Origin of the sequence: Kribbella sp. NPDC050241, from assembly GCF_044459685.1 — a bacterium.
Lineage (GTDB): Bacteria > Actinomycetota > Actinomycetes > Propionibacteriales > Kribbellaceae > Kribbella.
Window position 1 is genome coordinate 1 of record NZ_JBITJE010000023.1, and the last position, 22,440, is coordinate 22,440.

Genomic DNA, 22,440 nt, shown 5'->3' on the forward strand with positions numbered 1-22,440 from the left:
GGCGCCGCCGCCGTACTCACCTTTGGCTCAACGCTGCTCCCGGCCACCGCCGCCCGCCCCCCCAACGGGCCCCCCCCCCCCCCCCCCCCCCCCGCCCGGCCCCCCCCCCCCCCCCGGGGGGGGCGCGCCCCCCCCCCCCCCCCGGCGCCCGACGTCTGTTCTCACCGGGCGAAGCCGGCGCGCAGGTCCGGACCGTTCACGACGACGGCGACCGGCACCATGGCGAGCGCGCAGACGGCCTGCATCGCCGCGAACCACCCCGGGCACAGCCCCGGGATCAGGTCGACCCCGATGATCGCGATCGGCATCACGATCGAGATGACCCGGATGCGGACGTACGCCCACCGCGCTCCGCGGGCGGCCCTGGTGAGAAGCCAGTAGGCCACGAGGGACGTCACGAGCACAGTGCAGGACCGGCCCCACAGGAAGCCCGGCACCACCTGGTGTCTGGCCGCGCGGTCCACGACCGTGGCGACGACGATCCCGGCGAGCAGGCCGTACAGAGTGACGAAACCCTTGGCCCGGTTGAACGCTTCGAGCTGCTTCTGACTGGTAAGAGTTGGCATGTCCTAGACGCTAGAAACCGCAGGTGGGGCACGGTATGTGGCTGGCCGCACGGTTGGGTGGGGCTAGCCCTACTTCCACTCGGATTGCGCCGATTTCACGCTTTCGGTGGTGCACAGTGGCAGGACCAAGCCGTAGTGAGAAGGAGATTTCCGATGTCGTGGGTTGCGAGTGCCTGCGTAGGGTTCGTCCGGTCGTGCATCGTCCTGGTCGTCAGCATGCTGGTGCCTGCCGTCTGGGCTGCCGGGGTGGCGGTGGCGATCTGGTGGCGGAGCCCCTGGACGTGGATCGTGCCGTTCGTCTGGGTCGGCCTCGGCACTCTCCTGCTGATCCGGCCGGTCGCCGGGATGGTCCGGTCGTTGCTGGCGCGGTGGACTGGCACGGTGATCCCGGAGGGGTACCGGGAGCTGGGGACGGTGACGCAACTGTCCACCGGCTTCTGGTGGAACGGTCACTCGTACGAGAAGACGCGCCGGGATGCCGAGAAGGACCTGCGGCTGCGCGTGCGGTGGACCGATCCGGCGAACTGGCGTGATCTGAGGTGCTTGGCGATCCTCGCGGTCACCGCCGGCCTGACCGCGGCGGTTCCGCCGGCTGGGATCGTCGCCGCCGTCCTCGGATTCACCCAGTCGAGGCCTGTGCTCGGAGTGGCCGGACTGGTCGTGGCGGTCGCCAGTGCGCCGTACGCCTGGCGCCCGTTCGCGCCGATCGCCGTACGCTTCCTGCGTCCGACGCCGTCGATGGCTCTGGCGAACCGGGTCGACGAGCTGACCGCGCAGCGGGCCGACGCGACGGTTGCCCAAGCTGCGGAGATCCGCCGGATCGAGCGAGACCTGCACGACGGAGCGCAGGCGCGCCTGGTGTCGCTCGGGCTCTCGCTGGCGACCGCGGAGAAGCTGATGGAGACCGACCCCCGTGCGGCCAAGGCACTGCTGAAGGACGCCCGGGTCGGCGCGGCCACGTCGCTGTCCGAGCTCCGCGAACTGGTCCGCGGCATCAACCCACCGGTGCTGAACGAGCGCGGACTGGTCGACGCCGTACGGGCCCTGGCGATGGACACCCCACTCGAGACGACCGTCAACGCAGGCGGCGAACTGCGGCTGGATCCGCCGATCGAGTCCGCTCTGTACTTCGGGATCGCCGAGCTGCTGACCAACGCGGTCAAGCACGCGCAGGCGGATCACGCGGAGATCGCGATCTCCCATGACGGCACCGGCATCGTCGTACTGATCGAGGACGACGGCCGTGGCGGAGCCCGGATCGAGGGCGCGGGCGGCCTCGCGGGACTGCGCCGGCGGCTCGCGGCGTTCGACGGCACCCTGGAGCTGACCAGCCCGAACGGCGGCCCGACTCGTGCGAGGATGACCGTGCCATGCGAATCCTTGTAGCCGAAGACCTCTACCTGCTGCGGGACGGGATGGTCCGTCTGCTCGAGGCCTACGGGCACGAGGTGGTGGCGACCGCGACCACCGGCCCCGAGACCCTCGATGGACTGCGGAAGTGGCGGCCGGATGTCTCCGTGATCGACGTACGGATGCCACCGACGCAGACGGACGAGGGCCTGAAGGCCGCGCTGGCCGCCCGCCGCGAGGTCCCAGGGCTGCCGGTCCTGATCCTGTCGCAGCATGTCGAGCAGCTCTATGCGCGTGAGCTCCTGACCGACGGCGCCAGCGGTGTCGGGTACCTGCTCAAGGAGAGCGTGTTCGAGGCCGATCAGTTCATCGACGCCCTCGAACGGGTCGCGGCCGGCGGTACGGCCCTGGATCCGGCCGTCGTCGCCAAGCTGCTGTCCAGCGGTACGTCGAGCAAGCGCCTCGACCGGCTCACCGAGCGCGAGCTGTCCGTGCTCGGTCTGATGGCCGAGGGTCTGTCCAATCAGGCGATCTGTCAACGCCTGTTCATCAGCGAGAGCGCCGTCAGCAAATACACGACGTCACTGTTCGGCAAGCTGGGCCTCGCCGACGACGACACCAGCAACCGCCGGGTGATGGCCGTACTCGCCTACCTCGGACTCACCGGCTCCTGAGCCCGGATCTTCAGCTGATCCGCGAAGAAGCGTTCGACGGTGGGCAGGATCTTGCGGCCGGAGTGGGCGGCGCCGTCGACCAGGTCGAAGGTGATGTCGAGGCCGTGCGACCGGTAGTTCCGCTCCAGGGTGCGCAGGCGCTCGATCCGTGTGGTGCCGGTGAGCTCGGCGCCGTCCATCCAGTTGGACTCGCCAGGGTTCATGATCTCCCAGCTCTCCACGTCCTCGGAGCCGACGACGAGCTGGATCGGCACCCGGCGGAGCGCGTCGAAGTCGATCGGCTGACCGAACTTCTCCTCGAAGCCCTTCGTCCCGAGCCACCACGGCAGCGTGTCGTCCAGCTGGGTGATCCGGCCGGGCGCACCGATCGACGCGGCGGCCAGACGCTCCGGGTGCAGGTAGAGGAACCGGTGCGTGAACTGCCCGCCACCGGAGAAGCCGTGCAGGTAGAAGTGCTCGGCCGCCACCGGGAACCGGTCCGCCACTTCGTCCACGATCGCCAGCAGCATCCGGTCGAACCGGATCCCCTGGTACTCGATGAACTTGAAATTGTGCAGGTCGTTCGGGTCGACCAGACCGGCCGGGAAGATCGGCGTCAGCACCACGACGCCCTGTGCTTCGGCGAACTCCTCCAGCTGGTTGCGGTACGTCGCCGCCGACCGAGCGGTCCCGTGCTGGACCACCATGAGCGGCGCGCGGTCGTCGTTGGTCAGCCGCTGCGGCACGTACAGGCAGTAGTGCAGCCGCGGGTCCACCTGGGACGCGAAGATCGGGGTCTTGCCCCGCTGATAGACGGTCGAGGTGTTCGCCATGGACTTCCTTCGGTGAGTCTACGATGTGTTACAGAACTCAGAGTCTTGGATGATTCGTTACAGCCGCCACGGGATCGGATAATACACAGATGGCAGATGAGGTAACAGGGGTTACACGGAATCCGGCGCTGGCCGACCTGCGTCGCCGGATCCGGGACCACTGGGACGAGTTCACGCCCGCGTCCCGCGCGGTCTGCCGGTCGCTGTCGGAGATCTCGCCGGAGCGACTGCTCTACCTGTCCGCGCAGGAACTCGGCCAGGCGAGCAAGACCAGCAACGCCACGGTGATCCGCACCCTGCAGTCCCTCGGGTACGCCGGTCTGGCCGAGCTGAAGGACCGGGTGGCGACGCCGTTCCGATCGACGACCCGGCGGGAGGAACGGCTGCGGGACCGGATGGAGGCCACCGGCGGCGACCCCAAGCACGTGTGGGACCGGGTCATCACCGAGTCGATCGAGCGGATCGAGTTCCTGAACCAGCACATGGCGATGGACAAGTACCAGGAAGCGGTCCGGCTGATGCTGGACGCACGCGAGTTGGCGATCTACGGGTTCGGCGCGAACTATGTGGCAGCGGAGTACCTGATGCTGAAGCTGCGGCGGTTCGGCCTGCGCAGCCGGTGCATCCGGACAGCCGGGTTCCAGCTCGCCGACGACCTGCTCGGCATCGGGTCCGAGGACGTGGTGATCGTGATCGCGCCGGGCCGGCTCATCATCGACGGCGAGGTCGTGATCGACCGGGCGAGGGCGGTCGGCGCCGGGATCATCCTGCTCAGCGAGGAGCACGTGGCCGAGCGGCTGGCGAACGACGTGACGGTGGCGATCCACGTGCCGAACACGGTCACCGGGATCACCGCGGAGATGCTGACGACGATCGTCACCGCGGACGCCCTGGCGCAGGCGGTGGCCGCAGCGGATGCGGAGCGCACGCTGGAGACGTCGCACACACTGGAGTCCCTGCGGCAGCAACTAGGTTTCTGACCGGGCTGTTGCTTCCTTTGCGACTCTACGGCGATCTCAGATTGCGACGACCGGGCCGGTGCGGTCACCGATAGCATCGATCCGGACCCATTCGACCCTGCGGAGGATTACCTGATGATCTTCATCACCGCCAAGTTCCGGGTGAAGCCGGAGCACGCCGAGAACTGGCCTTCGATCACCGCCGACTTCACCGCGGCGACGCGCGCCGAGCCCGGCTGTCTCTGGTTCGACTGGTCCCGCTCACTGGACGACGCGAACGAGTACGTCCTGGTCGAAGCCTTCGCCGACGACGACGGCGCCACCGCACACGTCACCTCCGACCACTTCAAGGCAGCCCAGCAACACCTCCCGCCCCACCTGGTCGAAACCCCCCGCATCGTCAACTTCAAGGTCCCCCAGTCCGACTGGTCCGAACTGGGCGAACTCGCCGTCAAGTAGCTCAGACAACGCTGGTGTTCTGGGCGGCGGCGATCTCCCAATCGCTGCCGTCCTTGGCCAGGAAGTACACCGGGCTCCCGTGCGAACCCGTCGTACCGCCACGCTCGACGTAGGTCTGGTTCACGTTCACCACAGCGATGTCCGGCCGCACGAACAACAGATGGTCGCGCTCGTACGTCGCGGAGGAGTCCTTCATCGCTCCGGGGAGCACCTTCCGGGTGAACGCCTCGATCGTGTCGCGCCCGTACAGCCGCTTCCCGTGCCCGGTCACCCACACCGCATCCTTGCGGAACAACGAGATGAACCCGTCCACGTCCTCGTTGCCTTGCACCTCCTGCACCTTGGCCACCAGCGCCACGATCGCGTCGACATCGGCCTGACTGGGAACCGCACCCTCGATCCTCATGCGACGATCCTGCAAGCTGAAGGGGACTTGAGGTCAAGCGAGGCCGGCGTGGCGGGCTTTGACGATGGCTTGGGCTCGGTCGGTGACGCCGAGTTTGGCGAACACGTTCGTGATGTGGGTCTTGTCCGAAACGACCAGGTGGCGGGCGATCTCCGTGTTGGATCGGCCGAGCGCGATCCTCCACTGCCACGGCCCGCACGGCCTTCAGGATGCGATCCCAGGTCCCAACTCCGCTGTGGGACCGGTCGCAGATACGGTTCGCACCGTGGGCTGGCCCTCACATACCGTGCACTGGTTGGCGAGGCGGAGAGGCATGACCATGGCACCCAGGAGTCGTCCTCGAGTTCGCGCTGCGCTGCGTCGCACAGGCGGCCGCGCGTGATCCGAGGGTGGCCAGCGCCCGCAACCGCCTGGAGGAACGGCTCCACGAGCTCGCCGCGGCAGTGCAGTCAAGGGCCGAGTACTCCGTGGTGCACGGCGAACTGGGGCTGGACCACGTGCTGGTGGACCGCGACGGAAACCCTGTCCTGATCGACGTCGAGGAGATGCTGTACTTCGACGTCGAATGGGAGCACGCGTTCATGCTCAACCGACTCGGCGACGACTATCCGCAGGTGGCGGTCCCCGACCTGGACGAGGGCCGCCTCGCGCTCTACACGCTCGCCGAGCACATCTCGCTGACTGCGGGCCCGCTACGCGTGCTCGACGGGGACTATCCGAACCGCGACTTCATGCAACGGATCATCGAGTACAACCTCGGCCAAGCCCTGCTGCTGTCGTCGGCGCAACTATGAGCCGTACAGGGTGTTGAAGTTGTCGCGCAGAACCAAGTCGGCCAGTTCGCCGTCGCCGGCGGCCTCGCGGAGGCGAGCGACCTCGCCGACGTAGTCGCCCCACGGCTCGTCGCTGGCGAACAGCACCCGGTCCTGGCCGATCCCGCGCCGCTCGATCTCCCGGACCAGCCAACGCGGCGCGAAGCCGATCGCCCAACTGGTGTCGGTGTAGACCTGCTTGCCGGCCTCGATCCAGTTGAAGAACCGCTCGTTGATCAACTTGATGTGCCCGCTCATGCCGCCGCCGAAGTGCACGAGGTGGATCTTGACTTCGTCTCCGTAGCGGTCGACCAGCTTGCCGACCTGGTCGATGTCGGACGCCGCACCAGGCGAGGTGTGAACGTGTACGACGAGGCCGCGCTCGCGTGCAGCGCCGAAGATCTGCTCGAGCTGCGGAGCGCACTCCGGATCCTCGACAGCCCCACCCAGCAGGAAGCTGGTCTTCAGGGCGACCACGCCCGGCTCCCCGGCCAGAGCGAGCGCCGCGGTGGTGAGCTCGGCGTCCTGCGGCCGCGGCGAGACCCACAACCCGCAGCGGATCCGATCGTCCTTGGCCGCCGCCTCGATCACCAGGGGATTGAACCCGAAGGACACTGACGCGTCAGGCACCCCGTAGTTGGGCAACACGAGCGCCCGCTCGGCGCCCTCCCGATCGAGGTCCTCGATCAGCTCGGCAACCGTAGCCCGAGCCAGGATGTCCGGATTGGCCGGCGGCCCGCCGTAGAACGGGAACGCAGGCATGATGCCCAGGTGGCGATGCGCGTCATTCGTCAGCTTCTCGGTCATCCTCAGACGGTAACCGCAGAAGATTTCCTATGCAAGAGCAATCTCTACTATCCGACACAACCGTCCGGCTGCACCTACAGGCTGAAGGCGATCGAGCGCAGGATCAGCGCCGCGACGAATACCACGGTGAACGCGAGGTCGATCGCCAGACCGCCCGCCCGCAACGGCGGCAGCCTCCGCCGTACCGGCGCGATCACCGGCTCCGTCCAGGCGTGAGTCACTGAACGCACCCGGCCGGCCCGCTGTCCGCCACTCGCCAACGCACCCGTCCAGTCCAGCACCATCCGGACGATCAACAGCAGAATGAACGCCGTCAAGGCGTAACCGACCAGGTCTCCGATGATGCTCATGACCAATCTCCTCCGTGAGGGCCGCACCGGCCATCTCACCAGTATCAACGTCGCCGGCGACGTCGAAGTGTCCTCGCGCCCATCTTCTTAGCCGACTATCAGGCAAAAGAAGGCCCGGACCACCACGTCCGGGCCTTCTTCCGCAGCGGGGGCCGTGCTCGCCAGGTTCGGCCCGTTACTGCTGGGGTTCTGAGGGTGCGTTGCGGGGCATCAGGGCAACGATCGGGAGGCTGAGGGCCGTAATGGCCAGAACGACGATCAGAGTGACCTTCATCGCGTGGGCCAGTCCGGAGGTTGCGGCGTGGAAGAAGACCGACGTGACCGCGGCCGAGCCGATCGCTGAGGCGAGTTGCTGGATCGAGCTGAGCGAGCCGCTGGCGCTGCCGGCTTCGTCAGGCTTCGCGTCGCCGAGAGCAACGTTGGGGATCGTGGTGAAGGTGAGGCCGGTGCCGATGCCGACGACGACGAACGCCGGGGCCAGGGCCCAGATGCTGACGTTCGTGCCGAAGTGATCGACGAGGACGAGGACCCAGCCGCAACCGACGAGGGCGACGACGAGGCCGATGACGACGAGCCTGCGACCGAGCTTGGTGACCAGGCCACCCATGGCGGCGAACGCGGCGGCGATGAGCCCCACGGTGAGCGGCACCAGGCCGAGCGAGGCGTCCCGAGGACTGGCGTGCAGTCCCTCCTGCAGGAACAGCGACAGTACGAAGATCAGGCCGGTGCCGGCGGCGAAGGCGGCCAGGCCCACGAGCATTGCGGACATGAAACCCCGGTTCTTCAGCAGCGAGGGCATGATGAGCGGGTGCGCTGCGGTGCGCTGACGATAGGCGAAGGCTGCGAAGAACAGGACGCCGACGGTGATCGCGGTGACGGGTACGACGCTCCAGGCATTGGTCGAGCCCTCGATCAGGCCGTACAGCAGCCCGATCATGGCGACCGCAAGGAGGCCGGAGCCCCAACCGTCGACGACGGTCGAGCGATCGCCGTCGTCACGCGGCAGGATCTTGGCGGCCATGACCAGCCCGATGCTGCCGAGGATCAGGTTGATGAGGAAGATCGGGCGCCAGGACAGACCGAACAAGTCGGCGCTGATGATGAATCCGGCCAGGACCGGGCCGCCGACACTGGACAGACCCAGAACCGGTCCGAAGAGCCCGAACGCCTTGGCGAGCATGTCGCGGCTGAACGCCTTCGTCATGATCGCCATGCCCTGCGGGATGAGTAGAGCCCCGAACGCGCCCTGGGCAACCCGGGCGGCGATAAGCAGGGCCGGGTCAGGTGAGAAACCGGCGACTGCCGAGGCCACGGTGAACCCGCCCATGCCGATCAGGAAAAGCCTGCGTTGGCCGAACTTGTCACCCAGCCGTCCGCCGACCAGGAGCAGGACACCCATGGCGAGCATGTACGCCGGTCCCAACCACTTGATCAGACTCACACCACCGTGGAGCTCGCCGGCGATCGTGGGGGCCGCGATGTTCGTGACGGTCGCATCGATGACATCGAGGGCGTCTGCAAGCAGAACCAGCCCCAGGATGGCCCACAGCCGGCGACTGGAGCGGTGTGTGACGACTGTGCGCGGCTCCGTCAAGGTAGTCATGAGGAACGTCCTTCCCTTACCCCGGGCGCCCCTCCTGGGCGGCCTCTCACCCCCACTACGAACGCCCCTGACCGGATCCGACACCGCCACAAATTCGTAGCGATCTCCCGGGCGAGTGTGTCGTCAGCCGCGGTGGTGTCGAGGCACAAAGGCACGCTTCTCAGCCGCGCGACAGCCAGACACGTCGCGGCCAACACGCCACCGAGAAGCGCCGAACGACTTCGTCGCGTTGGCCAGTCGCGTACCGCGCGAGTCGCGGCCGATCGACAACAGGCCGCGTCTCTACGGCCGCCGCAACCCGGCGCCGCCGGATCCTGCGCCGTTGCTCGGCCGGCGCCCGTCGCTCACTGGAACGGCCGTACCTCGATCTTCCGATCGCAGACCTTCGACGCCTCCGCGGCGAGCTTGAGCACCACATCCAGGTCGGGGGCCTCCCACACCCAGACGCCGGCGAGGTACTCCTTCGACTCCACGAAAGGCCCGTCGCTGAACACCGCCCGCTCGCCCCGGTTGTCGATGACCGTGGCCTCATCGGTGTCCGCGAGTCCGCCCGAGAAGACCCAGTAGCCCTCGGCGATCAGTCGTTCGTTGAACGCGCTGATGGCAGGCCGCCGGTCCATGCTGCCGGGATTGCTCTTGTCATCGATCACGGAAACCAGGTAACGCATCTGAAGATCATCTCCTGTGGTGTCAAGACAGCATGGTTCGGCAGTCAGGGACGTCAGTCCGTTGCCCACCAGTCTCGCGCCCTGTCCGAGGCGCCCTTACCCCTGCAACGAACACCACCAACCCGATCCGACACCCCTCCCGGACTGCTCTGGAGGATTTCGTGCGCCTCGGGATCGATACGACGGCATGTGGGTGCTCGCAGCAACCACCGGAACGCGACGTTCCGACCTCCCCGGAGTGCAGGTCGTTGGGGCAACTAGTGAAGAACAGGATGGGCGAGCAACACTCAACGACGGCCCCGCGTCGCTATCCTGCTAGTACTGCAGTCGTAGATCGTGTGCCCCAATCTGGGGCTGTCTGCCGCTGGCGGAAACTCAGGGGCCCTCCGCGCACCCATCTGGGTAGAGTCGGGCGGTGCCCGAGTTGAAACGCCTGCATGCTGGCCATGCCTCGGCGGTCTTGGCCTTCGAGCTGGCGAACCGCGCGTACTTCGCTGCCTCGATCTCCGACCGGGGCGACGAGTTCTACGACCAGTTCACCGACCGGCACAGCGCCTTGCTGGCTGAGCAAGAGGCCGGCATCTGCGCCTTCTACGTGCTCGTCGCCGAGGATGGCTCGGTTCTGGGCCGGTTCAACCTGTACGACCTCGAAGACGGCACTGCCAACCTCGGCTATCGGGTTGCGCAGCACGTCGCCGGCCGCGGTGTGGCGACCGAGACCGTCCGGGAGCTGTGCCGGCTGGCGGCGGCGCGGCACGGGCTGCGCACACTGCGGGCGGCCACCTCCCGCGAGAATGTCGCTTCCCAGAAGGTGCTGGTCAAGGCCGGGTTCGTCCCGGTTGGCCCGGCCGGCCCAGCCGACCTCGGCGGTAAGCGAGGCACCTGGTATCAGCGTGACCTAGGAGTCCAGCCGTAGGGCAACGGGCCACGCACAAAACCCAGGTCAGACCCATATGACAAAGCGAAGGCCCGGACCTGATGGTCCGGGCCTTCTTCCGTAGCGGGGGCAGGATTTGAACCTGCGACCTCTGGGTTATGAGCCCAGCGAGCTACCGAGCTGCTCCACCCCGCGTCGTTGTGTCTTTAGTTTAGGGGATCGGGGCTGAGCAACCAAATCGGCTCCCGGTGTGACTCGTGGCGGCCGAAAATCCGTGTCAGGGGCGGGTGGTGCGGCGTACCGTCCGGGTATGTCCCGACACCTCATCCGCCCGTTCCGGGAGGCGGACCTGCCTGCGTCCGCAGGACTGCTCGCGGAGCGGCACCAGGAGCATCGTAAGCGTCACCCTTTGCTGCCTGCGGACTACGAGAGCGAGCGGCTCGCGCTGGTCGAGGTGACTGCGCTGTGGGAGAGCGAGAGCGCGTCCGGCGCCGTCATCCTCGAGGACGGCGAGCTGACCGGCTACCTGCTGGGCGCACCCAAGCCGTCCACCATGTGGGGCCCGAACATCTGGGTCGAGGCAGCCGGCCACGCCGTACGTGAGCCCGAACACATCCGCGACCTGTACGCCGCCGCGGCCACCAAGTGGGTGGACGACGGCCGCATCGCCCAGTACGCGCTGGTGCCGGACGATCCGGAGCTGCTGGATGCGTGGTTCCGGCTGGCGTTCGGCTCTCAGCACGCGCATGCGATCCGTCCGGCGCCGACGACTCCGCCACCGGAGTACCCGCGCCTCACCGTACGACGTGCTGTTCGCGACGACATCGCCGTACTCGCGCAACTGGACCTGGTGCTGCCGCAGCACCAGGCACTCTCGCCGGTGTTCTCCGCCGGGGAGATGCCCACGATGCAGGAGGCGCTGGACGATTGGGAGGAGTCGATCGACGATCCGGACTACGCGACCTTCGTGGCCGAGTACGGCGGGCGCGTGATCGGCTCGTCGATCGGATGCTCCCTGGACAAGTCGAGCTCGCACAGCGGGTTGGCGCGGCCGGACAACGCCGGCTTCCTCGGGTTCGCCGCCGTACTGCCCGAGGCCCGCGGTCACGGCGCCGGCCGTGCGCTCGGTGAGGCCGTCCTGCAGTGGTCGGCCGACACCGGGTACACATCGGTGGTCACCGACTGGCGGGTCACGAACCTGCTGTCGTCACGGACGTGGCCGAAGCTCGGGTTCGAGCAGACGTTCCATCGGCTGCACCGGCTGATCGGGTACTGACCTCGTTGTCCACAGGTACGAAATCGCGTGTCGGGGAGGGCCGCGATCGCTGCATCTTCTTGGGCAGGAACGCCTTGCAGCAAGCGAGGCGTCGAGGTCCAGGAGGTAGTCATGTCGTGTTCGTCCCGTCGTTCCCGATTCGTGCCGTCGACCCGTCGTATCGTGATCGGGAGCGCCGTCGTCCTCGCCTCATTCGGCGCCTGGACCACAACGGCCACGGCGAGCAGCATCGAGCCGCGCCCGGGGTATTGCGTGGCTCCCCCATCGACCGAGCAGAGGGCGGACATCTTGGACGGCTTCGTGATCGAGAACCTCCCCGACGGTCTTGGGACGCCGAGCGACTTCGAGTACGAGTGGGAGGACGTGAGGTTCCACAGCCGGGTCTGGGAGACCGGCCCGGATCCCGAGGGTGCGTACCGGGTCGACCTGACCGCGAAGACGCTGCGCGGTGAGAAACTCACCGACCTCGAGGCCCTGAAGACCTTCCTGATCGAGTACGAGGAGAAAGATCCGGACAGCTGGGAGCTCCACGCGGTCAAGGTCGGCGAGTACGACGGTCTGGCCGCTGGGGACGAGGTGTTCTACTTCGTCTCGCCAGGCGTCGCGGCCGAGGTGTCCATCGACCACGAGCGGTTCACCGACGACGACCTTCTCAACACCGCCACCGGCTTCCACCCGGAGACCACGACCTGAGTCAGTAGCCTCGGGCAACGAAACGGGGCGGCGACCCCGACAGTTGTCGGTGTCGCCGCCCCGGTCACAGCCCGTGGATCAGCCTGTCGGTGACGTCGGTGGACTCGATGGAGTCGGCGTCGACGGTGTCCCACTCGGTGTGGGAGTGGGCGGTGTGACTACTGCACCGGCCGCCACGGCCTTGTCGATCGCCTGCTTCATCTTGGTGACCTGAGCCTGGTAGCCGGCCAGGTCGCCCTTCGTCAGGGCAGCCTGCGCAGCCGTGTACGCGGCCTGCGCTTCGGCGAGCGCTTGCTTGACCGTCTGGTTCTGCGTCGACGCTGGTGGCGGCTTGGAGCCTGGCGGCTCTTCACCGGTATCGACGCTGGTGTTGAAGACCTTGGTCAGCGCCTCTTGCAACGTCCCGCCGTAGGCGACCCGATCTCCGAAGGAGACCAGCACGTACCGCAGCACCGGATAACTACCTGCTCCGCTCGTCCGGACCGAGTAGACCGGCTGGACGTAGAGCAGACCACCGCCGAGTGGAAGCGTCAGCAGGTTGCCGAACTGCGCTCTCGCGCCACTGCTCGGTTGGTTGATCGGGAGCAGCGCCTGTCTGATCCCTTCGTCGGTCTGGAACTTGTTGAAGACCTGTCCCGGACCGGGGATCTGCACGTTGCCGGGCAATCGGAGTATTCGGAACTTGCCGTAGTCCGGCGAGGTCGCCTCCGAATCGACGGCCATGAATGCGGTCAGGTTCTCCCGCTCCGCGTTCGGCACGTACACCGACGTCAGGGAGAACTTGGGCTCGGTCTGACCGGGCATCCGCAGGGAGAGATAGAAGGGAGGCTGGTTGCTTTGCACCGACGAGTCACTTCCGGACGACACCGCGGTCGGGTCGGCCGGAACGCGCCACAGGTCGCTGTTCTGGTACCAGGTGCCCGCGTCCGTCACGTGGTACTTGGCCAGCAGATCGCGCTGGACCTTGAACATGTCCTCCGGGTAGCGCAGGTGGGACATCAGCGACGGCGAGATGTCGGAGCGCGGCTTGACCGTGTTCGGGAAAGCCTTCATCCACGTCTTCAGCACCGGGTCGTTCTCGTCCCAGGCGTACAGCTCGACCGAGCCGTCGTACGCGTTGACGACCGCCTTGACCGAGTTGCGGATGTAGTTGATCTCCTCGCTCGGCTGCTGCGCGATGGTGCCGCGGCCGGTCGTGGTGTCCCGGGTGCTGTCGTCCAGCGCGACCTTCTCCGCGTACGGGTAGTTCGCCGAGGTCGTGTAGCCGTCGACGATCCAGACAACCTGGTTGTCGACGATGGCCGGGTACGGGTCGCCGTCCGGCGTCAGCCAGGGCGCGGCCTTCTCCACCCGCTCGCGCGGGTTGCGGTCGTAGAGGATCTTCGAGTCGGGGTTCACCCGGCTGGACAGCAGGAGGTTCGCGTCCCGGAACTTGGTTGCGTACAGCAACCGGTTGAAGAAGGTGCCGACCGCGACGCCGCCCTTGCCCTGGTAGGTGTTCAGCGTCGGGTCCCCGCCGCTCTTGCCTTCCGGAGTGTCGAGCTCGACCGGCGAGCCGCCCTGCGGGCCGCCGACGATCGAGTAGTCCGGGGACTGCTCACCGAAGTAGATCCGGGGCTCGTAGTCGCCGAGCTGACCGGTCGGCGGCAGGTCCTTCTCCGACCAGACCGGCGTACCGTCTTCGGCGCGCTGGTTGCCGTTCGCGGCGACCACGCCGTAGCCGTGGGTGTAGACAGTGTGGTCGTTGTTCCAGTTGCGCTGGCCGGCCGGCAACCGGTCGACCTGCACCTCGCGGACCGCGATGACGGTGTCGCTGACCTTGTCGCCGATCTTGTACCGGTCGACGTCGAGGTCGGTCGGGAACGAGTAGAAGCCACGCACCTGCTGCAACTGCTCGAAGGTCGGGCCGACCACGCTCGGGTCGATCAGCCGGATACCGGGCAGTACCTCGGCATCCTGCGTCAGCTCCGACGGGGTCGCGGTCTGCTTGGCCTGGTAGTTGACCACCTCGGCGCCCTCGAGGCCGTAGGCCTGGCGCGTCGACTCGATGTTCTTGGTGATGTACGGCGCCTCACGCACCGGCTCGCTCGGGCGTACCCGCAACTGCTGCAGTGCTGCCGGCCACAACGCGCCGAGCAGGATCGCCGACAGAATCAGTACGACGGTGCCGACACCCGGCAGCAGCCAGGTCCGCCGCACCACGTTGGCGAAGAACAGTCCGGCGCACAGAACTGCGATGACCGCCAGGATCTCTTTGCTGGGCAGAACCGCATGGTCACCGGTATAGGAGATACCGGTGAACAGTTTGGCGTCCGACGTCGTCAGGCCGAAACGGTCCAGCCAGTAACTGAAGGCCTTCAGCAGGACGAGCAGGCCCAGCAGCACCGAGAACTGCACCTGCGCGGCCCCGGAAGCCTTCTGCCCCTTCGCGGACGGCCGGAATCCGCCGTACAGGTAGTGCGTGATGATCGCCGCGACGAGCGACAGCAGCACGATCGAGTAGCCGAAGCCGAGCAGGACGCGCAGCCATGGGTAGTCGAAGACGAAGAACGCGATGTCCTTGTTGAAGTGCTTGTCGGTGACGCCGAAGGGGGTCCGGTTCCGCCAGGCCAGGAAGACCTTCCACTCGCCCGACGCGGCCGAGCCGCCGAAGACCAGCATCAGGGTGGCGACCACGCCGATGGCGATCTTGCCGCGCTGCTGGAGCAAATCGCCGTACCGCTCGAAGCCCGGGCTGGGCGACGGCGCGAGCGCGACCCGCGGCCGCGTGCGGAAGGCGATGACGATGTTCGCTACAACGGCGGCCGCCATCAGCAGACCGACCACGAAGAAGAGCAGTACCCGGGTCCCGAGCACCGTGCCGAACACGGAACCGAGGTCCACCGAGCGGTACCACAACCGCTGGGTCCAGATGTCGGTGAAGACGCTGAAGAGGATCAGCAGCACGATCAGTGTCGCGATCGTCGGCAGCAGGGCCCGAGGCCGACCACCACCTGTTCGCCGCGGCCGTCGCGGCTCCTCCGGCATGTCGTAGACGCCGTCGCTCATGGTCGATTCTCCTCATTGTCATTCATGCCATCGACCCCAGGACCTCGGCCAGGCCGGCTGCCGACCGAAGGCTCGAATGTCAACGACAGTACTTCGCACAGCGTGGGGACCAAGTCTGCGCCGGTCAGTACGGCGCTGTCCTCGTCGTGGGAGCGGAGCCGGACCGCACCGAAGCGGCTGCCTTCACGCAGGACCGCCGCGACCATCCGCACCTCGTGGCGGCGGGGGTCACTGCCGGCCATCCGGGCGAGCTCGGCGTCCGAGTCGGCGCTGGACAGACCTGCTTCGGCCGTGGCCGGCAGCACGATCCGCTCGATCGACAGCGCGCAGCCGCTGACCCCGTCGGGCCACTCGATCCGGCCTAGCGCGTCGGCCAGATGCTCGTCCTCGAGGCTGCCGGGCAGCTCTCCCTGCGCGACCGGGGTCAGCGCCTGGGAGGCGTCGTCGGTGCCGAGTTCCGCGGCCAGTTGTGGTTCGGCGCGCAGTAGTTCGTCAGTGGGGACCAGCGCGAACAGTTGCGCGGGCTGGTCCCAGCCCGCGCTGCTCACGTGCTTCTCGATCTCGATCACCGCGCGACTGAGCGCGTCGGGAGGCAGAGTGCCTACGGAATCCATGCCGTCAGCTCTCCCCTTCGGCCGGCCGGTACGTTCACGGTGCTCACGGTGCGCACGAGGGGACCTTCCCCTGTCCGCTGACTGCTGCGTTGATGGCGGCGATCGCCTCGGTCAGTGTGGTGATCTTCACCAGTTGGATGCCCTTCACGCCGGCGTGCATCGCCGCCTCACAGTTGTCGGCGGGCACCAGGAAGATGGAGGCGCCGTCGTTCTTGGCACCGGCGATCTTCTGCTGGATGCCGCCGATCGGGCCGACCTGGCCGAGCGCGTCGATCGTGCCGGTGCCCGCGATGTGCTTGCCGTCCAGCAGCGGACCCGGTGTGAGCTTGTCGTAGATGGCCAGCGCGAACGCCGTGCCCGCGCTCGGGCCGCCGATGTCCTGGCCGAGGTTGACCGTCACCTTGACCGGGGAGTCGACCCCGATGGTGATGCCGACCATCGGCCGGGTCTCGTCGCCAGGAGTGGCGGCGGTCTTCACCTGGATGGTCTGCTCCGCCCCGTTGCGCCGGATCAGGAACGCGACGTTCTCGCCGACCTTGTGCTTGCGGACGTTCTCGCCGACCTGCGGGACCTGCGACATCGCGACACCGTCGACGGCCAGGACGACGTCACCAGGCTTCAGCTTGCCGTCGGCCGGGGTGTCCTTGGCGACCGTCGAGACCTTGGGGTGGTACGGGACCTCGGCTGCCTGCAGGGCGGCGGCGACCGCACTGTCCTGCGAGCCGGTCATCTCGGCGGTGTTCTGCTCCTCGACCTGGTCGGCGCTCTGGTCCGGCGGGTAGATAATGTCGCGCGGGAACAGGTCGTTGTGCGGGTCGAGCCAGTTCCGCATCGCCTGCGGGAGCGTGAGTTCACGCCCGGGCGAGGTGACAGACACGGTGGTCAGGTCCAGTTGGCCGGTGGTCGGGAACGTGTCGTGCCCGGTGATCTCGATGACCGGCTTGTTGTTGCTCGACGTACCGAGGGTGTCCTTCACCGGCCCAGGGCTGAACGAGACGAAAGGCACCGAGAAGACGGTGACCAGCCCGAGCGAAACGACCAGCACGATGATCGAAGTGACCAGTGTTGCGGTACGACGTGTCACGAACCCTGCCCTGCGATCTTGGTGGAACCGAACATCTCGGTCGTACCGAGCTTCTCGATGGCGTGTGTCTTTGCTGAACCCAACGTCCCACCGGCCCGAAGTGTCCCCGCCGGCCTGAGTCGGTCCGCCGTACGCGACTCGCTGGCTGAGTCCGGCGCGTCAGGAGAGGAGGGGTTGGCGACGTGATCGGACTTGTCAGCCTTGTTTACGTCCGGCTTGTCAGCGCCGGTCTTGTGCGCGCGGTTCAGGCCGCGGCGGCGTTCCGGGGTGGCGCGGGGACCGGGAGCGGCGAGTGCGTCGTTGAAGCGACGGAAGTCCTCGACCGAGTCGAAGGCGCCACCGGACCGGCGTGGACCGCGGCTCCGCCCGCGCCAAGCCGCCCAGCACATCGCCAGCAGCGTGGCGACCACCGGGAACGCCAGCCACGCCAAAACCTTCATCCGGCCACCTTCATGCGCCCAGCGTACGTGTCAGTGAGCGCCGACCCACTCGCTGGCACCGTCGGTGAAGTGCTGGTGTTTCCAAATCGGGACCTCCGCCTTGAGGTCGTCGATCAACTGCCGGCAAGCGGCGAACGCGACATCCCGGTGCGCAGCGGCCACCGCGACGATCACGGCGGTGTCCCCGATCTTGAGGTCCCCGGTCCGGTGTACGGCGGCCAGCGCGGTCACTGCAGAGTTGGCACAGACACGCTCCGCCACTGTCCGCAGGTGGTCCAGGGCGTCCGGGTGCGCCTCGTAGCTGAGCTGGTCAACCGGCTTCTCGTGATCGTGGTTCCGCACGGTGCCGATGAACAGAGCCGTCCCGCCGGCGGTCGGATCAGCCACAGCGGCCAGCACCTCGTCGGTGGACAGGACGTCCTCCCGGATGTCCAGCAGCCTGATCGCGTCCCTCATCCATTCCTCATTCCCGCTGGGAAACCACCCCGAACACGTACCACGAACCAACCCCCACACCCCCGATTCTCCCCCACCAAGCCCCCAACTCCCACCACCGGACCTCTGAGGCCTCCGGCTGGACGCCGAGATCACCGCGCTGAGCCATCTCCCGCGCACGCTCCGCACATGGACTCGCCGCAGGTCCCGGGCGGCGAGGCCAGCCTGGCCGACTGTTGCCTCCACCCCCACAATCGGGGCCGTTGGTGCGGCCCCACGGCGGGGTGCCGGTCTGCCGGCGGCGAACAGGAGCAGTAATGCGTTCGCCGGGGGAGGAACGGGTCGGTGGAACCAGTACGTTGGAGTAGTACGCCCCACCCGCACAGGAAGGCCCACTCCGATGAGCGACGAACCGGACAACCCGTTCAAGGGAACTCCGTTCGAGGCCATGTTCCAGCAGTTCTCCGGTGCGGCCGGCGCGGGCGGCGCTCCCGACCTGAATGCGATCTTCGCGCAGGTCCAGCAGCTGCTCAGCGGTTCCGGCGACGGCAGGCCGGTGAACTGGGATCTGGCCAAGGACATCGCACGCAAGACGGTTTCCGCCGCCGGAGACCGCTCCGTCACCCCCACGGACACCGACCGAGTAGCGGACGCGGTCCGGCTGGCCGAGCACTGGCTGGACGAGGCAACAACGCTGCCCGAAGCATCCACCACCTCCGCGGCCTGGAGCCGGGCGGAGTGGGTCGAGAACACGCTGCCCGTGTGGCAGACCGTGGTCGACCCCGTCGCCGAGCACGTCGCCGGTGCGATGGGTAACGCCCTTCCCGCCGACGCACAGCAACTCGCCGGGCCGATGGCCGGGATGCTGCGCCAGCTGGGCGGCTCGATCTTCGGTGCCCAGGTCGGCCAGGCACTGGGCGAGCTGGCCGGCGAGGTCGTGAGCTCGTCCGACATCGGACTGCCGCTCGGACCGACCGGCCAGGCTGTATTACTACCGGACAACGTCGCCAAGTTCGCTGAGGGCCTCGGACTGACCGACGAGGACGTCCGGCTGTACCTGGCGCTCCGCGAGGTCGCGCACCAGCGGCTGTACGCCGGCGTCCCGTGGCTGCGGCAGCATCTGCTGGCCGCGGTGGCGGATTACGCCGCGGGTATCGAGGTCGACACCGGCAAGATCGAGCGAGCCATGGCGGACATCGACCCGCAGAACCCCGAGGCCATGCAGGAAGCGCTCGCGGGCGGCCTGTTCGAGCCGGAGGACTCGGAGCAGCAGAAGGCCGCGCTCGTCCGGCTCGAGACCGCCCTCGCGCTCGTCGAGGGCTGGGTCGACGACGTCGTACGGCAGGCGACCAAGGAGCGGATGCCGGCGGCAGTGCAGCTCTCGGAGACGGTACGCCGGCGTCGGGCGGCCGGTGGACCGGCAGAGCAGACGTTCGCCACGCTGGTCGGTCTCCAGCTTCGCCCACGACGACTTCGCGACGCGGCGAACCTGTGGGCGGCTGTCCGTGACGCTCGCGGCGTCGACGGCCGTGACGAGCTCTGGTCGCACCCGGACCTGCTTCCGAGTGCCGGCGACCTGGACGACCCGATCGGGTTCGCTCAGCACGCAGGCGAGCTGGCCGACATCGACATCACCGATTTCCTCCCCGATGACGACGCGTCGGACACGCCGAAGCAAGAAGGTGACGAGGGCAACGACCCCGGCACCACCAAGTAGTCCGCACACCGAACGGCGTACGACAGCACGACCCCGCGGGACGAAGCCATTCGGCAGGTTCCAGCGGGGTCGTGTTGTGTCTGCCTGTCCGAGTACGGCGCTTGCGGGCTGATCATCTGGAGGCGCGCGATGAGTTTTGGGGGTGGCGTCATGGAGACTGACCTGGTGCTTCATGACGATGCGGTGATGACGTTGGACGGGTGGCGTGCGCCCGACGGTACGCAAGCAGAGCTCCGGGAGCACTACCTGCGATGGCTGGCAGAGCACCCGGACGCGATGTGGCGCAGTTGCCGGCCGGAGCACCTGACGGCGAGCGCGCTGGTGGTGGACGCGACGGGCAGCCGGGCGCTGCTCACGCTGCACAAGACCGTCGGGCGATGGCTGCAACTCGGCGGACACTGCGAGAACGGCGACAGCACGCTGGCCGGAGCTGCACTGCGCGAGGCTACGGAAGAGTCTGGGCTGACGGACCTGTCGATCGATCCGTCACCGCTTCAACTGTCCCGTCACGAGATCCTCGCCGGCGGGTGTGCGGGAACATTCCATCTGGACGTGCAGTTCCTTGTGACCGCGACTGTTGGTACTGACTACGTGGTCAGCGAGGAGTCTCACGACCTCGCTTGGTTCCCGATCAACGCGCTTCCCGAGAGCGCGGATCACGTGGTCGAGGAACTCGCAGCGAGAGCGACTCGGCGACTTGCTCACAGCGCCGGGAGCGTTTCTTCCGGGTGACTTCTCCAACTGCTCGGGAGGGCGCGAATCAGGCGTCTCCGACGAGTGGCGTGAATGGCAGGACGTTGTCGGGCAACTTGATGGCTAACTGTCGGGCGGAGGTCGTACGCTCGTTGTCATTCGTCGGATCGCGGCCATCCGGTCGCCCGAGTGTGCCGAAGGATGTCCGTGAGCTTCGACATCGATCACTACGCCCAGACTTCGACCCGCATCCGCTGGGACGACCTCGACATGTCCACGTTCGAGACCCAGCCGCTGTCCGATGACGCGCTGCGTTGCCTCAGCTATATGAGCGATGTGGAGACGCACACCGTCTGCTACCTGCGCGATCTGCTCGTTACACCGTCGCACGCCGATCCCGAGGTCACCGTCTTCCTGACGATGTGGAACCTCGAGGAGTACTGGCACGGCGAAGTACTGGACGAGGTGCTCGAGCGGCACGGCGTCCCGACCGGGCCCGAGCACACCCGCGCGGTCCGTTCCCGGCTCGGTTGGCGTGACCGGCTCGCGCCGATTCGGCAGTCATTGCTGGCGAACATCATCGGCGAGGACTTCATCGCCACGCACATGGCGTGGGGCGCGATCAACGAGTGGTGCGCACATTCGGCGTACACACGGCTGATCCAGTCCGAGGATCACCCGGTCCTGACCGAGATCCTCAAGCGGATCGCGAAGCAGGAGACCCGGCACGTCGCGTTCTACAGCAGCCAGGCACGCGACCGCCTGCTCCGCAGCAAGAAGGCTCAGAAGATCGCCCGCTTCGCACTCTCCAAGGGATGGGGCATCGTCGGCTCGACGATCATGCCGCCGGCCGAGGTGAAGCACATGCTCACCTACCTGTACGGCGGCGAACACGGCCTGGCCGAAGTCCGCAAAATAGACGCCAAAATCGACGCCCTCCCCGGCCAGCGATCCCTCCACCTAGTAGAAAAAGAACTAACCAAATACAACATCCACCCCGGCTAACCCCCGCGCCACTTCCCACCAGCCGGCTGGCCGCCTACCTGTGGGCCTGATCACCAAGCCCAGCCCACCCACCACCCACCACACACCTGGATCCCCCGGGCTTCCCCAACGACGCACTGCAGCGCCACAGCATTGCGCCACATCCCCCGCGGCCCCACTGTCCTTGCTACGAATGCTCCCGCCCCCCCGCGCAGTCCCGGTCCCGCTGCCCGTGCGATCCGCGATTCCCGCACGCGAGCCCCGCCCCCGCCACCGCGCGATCCGCGCCCTCCCGCTTACCCGCGTGCGATTCCATCCCGTATCTCTGCGAGCCCCGCAGTCCCTCCGCGTACGCCCGCTGACAGCTCCCCCGACCAATCCCCGTCCCGCTCCCCCCGTGCGATCCCGCTTCCACCTTTCCGCAGGTCCGCCGCTGTCCTGCACTCGGCGTACTCCCGCTGGCCGGCTTCCCGATGCAGTTTCCGTTCCTGCGCTGCCCGTGCGTCCCCGCGTCCGCACGGTGCCTCCGTTGCTCACCCACGTGCGCAGATGCCCCCAGTTGCCGCATTCCTACTTCCCCCGCAGTCCCCTGCCGTGCTTTCCCTGCTCCCCGTGGCTCCGTGCAATTCCCGCGACCTGCGGCCCCCGTGGAACCCCCCGGTTCCCCGCTCTCCCATGCGATCTCCGTTCGCTGCACTCCCCCGTGGAGTCCCTGCTCCCCCACGCGATCCCCCGTGGAGTCCCTGCTCCCCCACGCGATCCCCCGTGGAGCCCCGTTCCCCGCTGCCCGGTTCTCCGCGACCCCCGTTGATCTCAACCGCGGACAGCCCCACAGTCGTACTTCCCCCGTGCATCCCCGCAGCCGTGCATCCCCGTGGCCCTTCCCCCGCGAGATCCCCCGTCGTCTCACCCGCGTGCGTGTAGTTCTCCCCGTCGCACTTCCCCCGTGCATCCCCCCACGGCCGCCCATCCCCCGTGGCCCCCGTATTTCCCGCTACCCCCCGGGCGCTCCCGTCGCGAACAGCCCCACCCGCCGTACTTCGCTCCTGCAATCCCCCGCCCTGGCACTTCCCCCGCCCTGCATTTCACCGTGGATCCTCCGTTCCCCGCCAA

24 protein-coding genes and 1 tRNA gene are annotated in these 22,440 nt (G+C 67.6%); 11 read left to right on the plus strand and 14 right to left on the minus strand.

Annotation, left to right across the window (positions count from 1 at the left end; all coding sequences use genetic code 11):
- Positions 1-161: 161 nt before the first annotated feature.
- A complete protein-coding gene (locus tag ACIBG5_RS43165; RefSeq protein WP_396397912.1) occupies positions 162-566 on the minus strand; it encodes a hypothetical protein in 405 nt (134 codons plus the stop codon).
- Between the two features lie 153 nt (positions 567-719).
- Here ACIBG5_RS43165 and ACIBG5_RS43170 point away from each other — a divergent pair, with 153 nt between their 5' ends.
- Entirely contained in the window at positions 720-1,952 is a 1,233-nt protein-coding gene (locus tag ACIBG5_RS43170; protein ID WP_396397913.1) for a histidine kinase, read from the plus strand.
- Positions 1,937-2,590, plus strand: a complete 654-nt coding sequence (locus ACIBG5_RS43175) for a response regulator (RefSeq protein WP_396397914.1) — start codon at positions 1,937-1,939, stop codon at positions 2,588-2,590. The genes ACIBG5_RS43170 and ACIBG5_RS43175 overlap by 16 nt, the downstream gene beginning before the upstream one ends.
- On the opposite strand, the gene ACIBG5_RS43180 is transcribed toward ACIBG5_RS43175, so the two are convergent.
- Entirely contained in the window at positions 2,566-3,402 is an 837-nt protein-coding gene (locus ACIBG5_RS43180) for an alpha/beta hydrolase (RefSeq protein ID WP_360458387.1), read from the minus strand. The genes ACIBG5_RS43175 and ACIBG5_RS43180 overlap by 25 nt on opposite strands.
- 89 nt (positions 3,403-3,491) lie before the next feature.
- On the opposite strand from ACIBG5_RS43180, the gene ACIBG5_RS43185 reads away from it, so the two are divergent.
- Positions 3,492-4,382 (plus strand): MurR/RpiR family transcriptional regulator, encoded by an 891-nt coding sequence (locus tag ACIBG5_RS43185; protein ID WP_396397915.1) that lies wholly within the window; start codon positions 3,492-3,494, stop codon positions 4,380-4,382.
- A 114-nt stretch (positions 4,383-4,496) separates the two neighbouring features.
- Positions 4,497-4,820 carry a putative quinol monooxygenase gene (locus ACIBG5_RS43190; protein WP_396397916.1) on the plus strand — a complete coding sequence of 108 codons (324 nt, stop codon included), beginning with the start codon at positions 4,497-4,499 and terminating at the stop codon, positions 4,818-4,820.
- A 1-nt stretch (position 4,821) separates the two neighbouring features.
- Here ACIBG5_RS43190 and ACIBG5_RS43195 read toward each other — a convergent pair whose 3' ends face one another.
- Together ACIBG5_RS43195 and ACIBG5_RS43200 are read right to left on the minus strand one after the other, a co-directional pair.
- On the minus strand, positions 4,822-5,226 hold the full coding sequence (locus tag ACIBG5_RS43195) for an SgcJ/EcaC family oxidoreductase (RefSeq protein ID WP_396397917.1): 405 nt from the start codon (positions 5,224-5,226) through the stop codon (positions 4,822-4,824).
- 33 nt (positions 5,227-5,259) lie between these two features.
- Positions 5,260-5,403 carry a LuxR C-terminal-related transcriptional regulator gene (locus ACIBG5_RS43200; RefSeq protein ID WP_396397943.1) on the minus strand — a complete coding sequence of 48 codons (144 nt, stop codon included), beginning with the start codon at positions 5,401-5,403 and terminating at the stop codon, positions 5,260-5,262.
- A 173-nt stretch (positions 5,404-5,576) separates the two neighbouring features.
- On the opposite strand from ACIBG5_RS43200, the gene ACIBG5_RS43205 reads away from it, so the two are divergent.
- On the plus strand, positions 5,577-6,020 hold the full coding sequence (locus ACIBG5_RS43205; protein ID WP_396397944.1) for a phosphotransferase: 444 nt from the start codon (positions 5,577-5,579) through the stop codon (positions 6,018-6,020).
- Here ACIBG5_RS43205 and ACIBG5_RS43210 read toward each other — a convergent pair.
- The 4 genes from ACIBG5_RS43210 to ACIBG5_RS43225 form a co-directional block, all read right to left on the minus strand.
- The gene (locus ACIBG5_RS43210; RefSeq protein ID WP_396397918.1) at positions 6,015-6,845 is read right to left on the minus strand and encodes an amidohydrolase family protein; all 831 of its coding nucleotides are present in this window, start codon (positions 6,843-6,845) and stop codon (positions 6,015-6,017) included. The genes ACIBG5_RS43205 and ACIBG5_RS43210 overlap by 6 nt on opposite strands.
- A 74-nt stretch (positions 6,846-6,919) precedes the next feature.
- On the minus strand, positions 6,920-7,195 hold the full coding sequence (locus ACIBG5_RS43215) for a YggT family protein (protein WP_396397919.1): 276 nt from the start codon (positions 7,193-7,195) through the stop codon (positions 6,920-6,922).
- Between the two features lie 175 nt (positions 7,196-7,370).
- Positions 7,371-8,798: an MFS transporter gene (locus tag ACIBG5_RS43220; protein WP_396397920.1), complete on the minus strand. Its 1,428-nt coding sequence runs from the start codon at positions 8,796-8,798 to the stop codon at positions 7,371-7,373.
- A gap of 344 nt (positions 8,799-9,142) precedes the next feature.
- Entirely contained in the window at positions 9,143-9,466 is a 324-nt protein-coding gene (locus ACIBG5_RS43225) for a YciI family protein (protein WP_396397921.1), read from the minus strand.
- Between the two features lie 415 nt (positions 9,467-9,881).
- On the opposite strand from ACIBG5_RS43225, the gene ACIBG5_RS43230 reads away from it, so the two are divergent.
- On the plus strand, positions 9,882-10,382 hold the full coding sequence (locus ACIBG5_RS43230) for a GNAT family N-acetyltransferase (protein ID WP_396397922.1): 501 nt from the start codon (positions 9,882-9,884) through the stop codon (positions 10,380-10,382).
- A gap of 82 nt (positions 10,383-10,464) precedes the next feature.
- On the opposite strand, the gene ACIBG5_RS43235 is transcribed toward ACIBG5_RS43230, so the two are convergent.
- Positions 10,465-10,538 (minus strand) — tRNA-Met (locus ACIBG5_RS43235).
- A gap of 115 nt (positions 10,539-10,653) precedes the next feature.
- On the opposite strand from ACIBG5_RS43235, the gene ACIBG5_RS43240 reads away from it, so the two are divergent.
- Both ACIBG5_RS43240 and ACIBG5_RS43245 read left to right on the plus strand, forming a co-directional pair.
- Positions 10,654-11,619 (plus strand): GNAT family N-acetyltransferase, encoded by a 966-nt coding sequence (locus ACIBG5_RS43240; protein WP_396397923.1) that lies wholly within the window; start codon positions 10,654-10,656, stop codon positions 11,617-11,619.
- A gap of 111 nt (positions 11,620-11,730) precedes the next feature.
- Complete coding sequence (locus ACIBG5_RS43245; RefSeq protein ID WP_396397924.1) at positions 11,731-12,312, plus strand: hypothetical protein; 582 nt, start codon at positions 11,731-11,733, stop codon at positions 12,310-12,312.
- A gap of 78 nt (positions 12,313-12,390) precedes the next feature.
- Here the strand turns inward: ACIBG5_RS43245 and ACIBG5_RS43250 are convergent, their stop codons facing one another.
- From ACIBG5_RS43250 to ACIBG5_RS43270, 5 genes are read right to left on the minus strand one after another with little or no spacing between them, the layout of a single operon-like run.
- Positions 12,391-15,360, minus strand: a complete 2,970-nt coding sequence (locus ACIBG5_RS43250; RefSeq protein ID WP_396397925.1) for a UPF0182 family protein — start codon at positions 15,358-15,360, stop codon at positions 12,391-12,393.
- Complete coding sequence (locus ACIBG5_RS43255; protein WP_396397926.1) at positions 15,357-15,974, minus strand: PPA1309 family protein; 618 nt, start codon at positions 15,972-15,974, stop codon at positions 15,357-15,359. Before ACIBG5_RS43255 ends, ACIBG5_RS43250 begins: the two co-directional genes overlap by 4 nt.
- A 43-nt stretch (positions 15,975-16,017) precedes the next feature.
- On the minus strand, positions 16,018-17,058 hold the full coding sequence (locus ACIBG5_RS43260; protein WP_396397927.1) for a PDZ domain-containing protein: 1,041 nt from the start codon (positions 17,056-17,058) through the stop codon (positions 16,018-16,020).
- Positions 17,055-17,498 (minus strand): hypothetical protein, encoded by a 444-nt coding sequence (locus tag ACIBG5_RS43265; RefSeq protein ID WP_396397928.1) that lies wholly within the window; start codon positions 17,496-17,498, stop codon positions 17,055-17,057. The genes ACIBG5_RS43260 and ACIBG5_RS43265 overlap by 4 nt, the downstream gene beginning before the upstream one ends.
- 30 nt (positions 17,499-17,528) lie before the next feature.
- The gene (locus ACIBG5_RS43270; protein ID WP_396397929.1) at positions 17,529-17,954 is read right to left on the minus strand and encodes a molybdenum cofactor biosynthesis protein MoaE; all 426 of its coding nucleotides are present in this window, start codon (positions 17,952-17,954) and stop codon (positions 17,529-17,531) included.
- Positions 17,955-18,333: 379 nt separating this feature from the next.
- On the opposite strand from ACIBG5_RS43270, the gene ACIBG5_RS43275 reads away from it, so the two are divergent.
- The 3 genes from ACIBG5_RS43275 (at position 18,334) to ACIBG5_RS43285 (ending at position 21,348) form a co-directional block, all read left to right on the plus strand.
- Positions 18,334-19,650 (plus strand): zinc-dependent metalloprotease, encoded by a 1,317-nt coding sequence (locus tag ACIBG5_RS43275; protein WP_396397930.1) that lies wholly within the window; start codon positions 18,334-18,336, stop codon positions 19,648-19,650.
- Between the two features lie 150 nt (positions 19,651-19,800).
- On the plus strand, positions 19,801-20,382 hold the full coding sequence (locus ACIBG5_RS43280) for an NUDIX hydrolase (protein WP_396397931.1): 582 nt from the start codon (positions 19,801-19,803) through the stop codon (positions 20,380-20,382).
- A gap of 168 nt (positions 20,383-20,550) precedes the next feature.
- Positions 20,551-21,348, plus strand: a complete 798-nt coding sequence (locus ACIBG5_RS43285) for a ferritin-like domain-containing protein (RefSeq protein ID WP_396397932.1) — start codon at positions 20,551-20,553, stop codon at positions 21,346-21,348.
- Positions 21,349-22,440 lie beyond the last annotated feature (1,092 nt).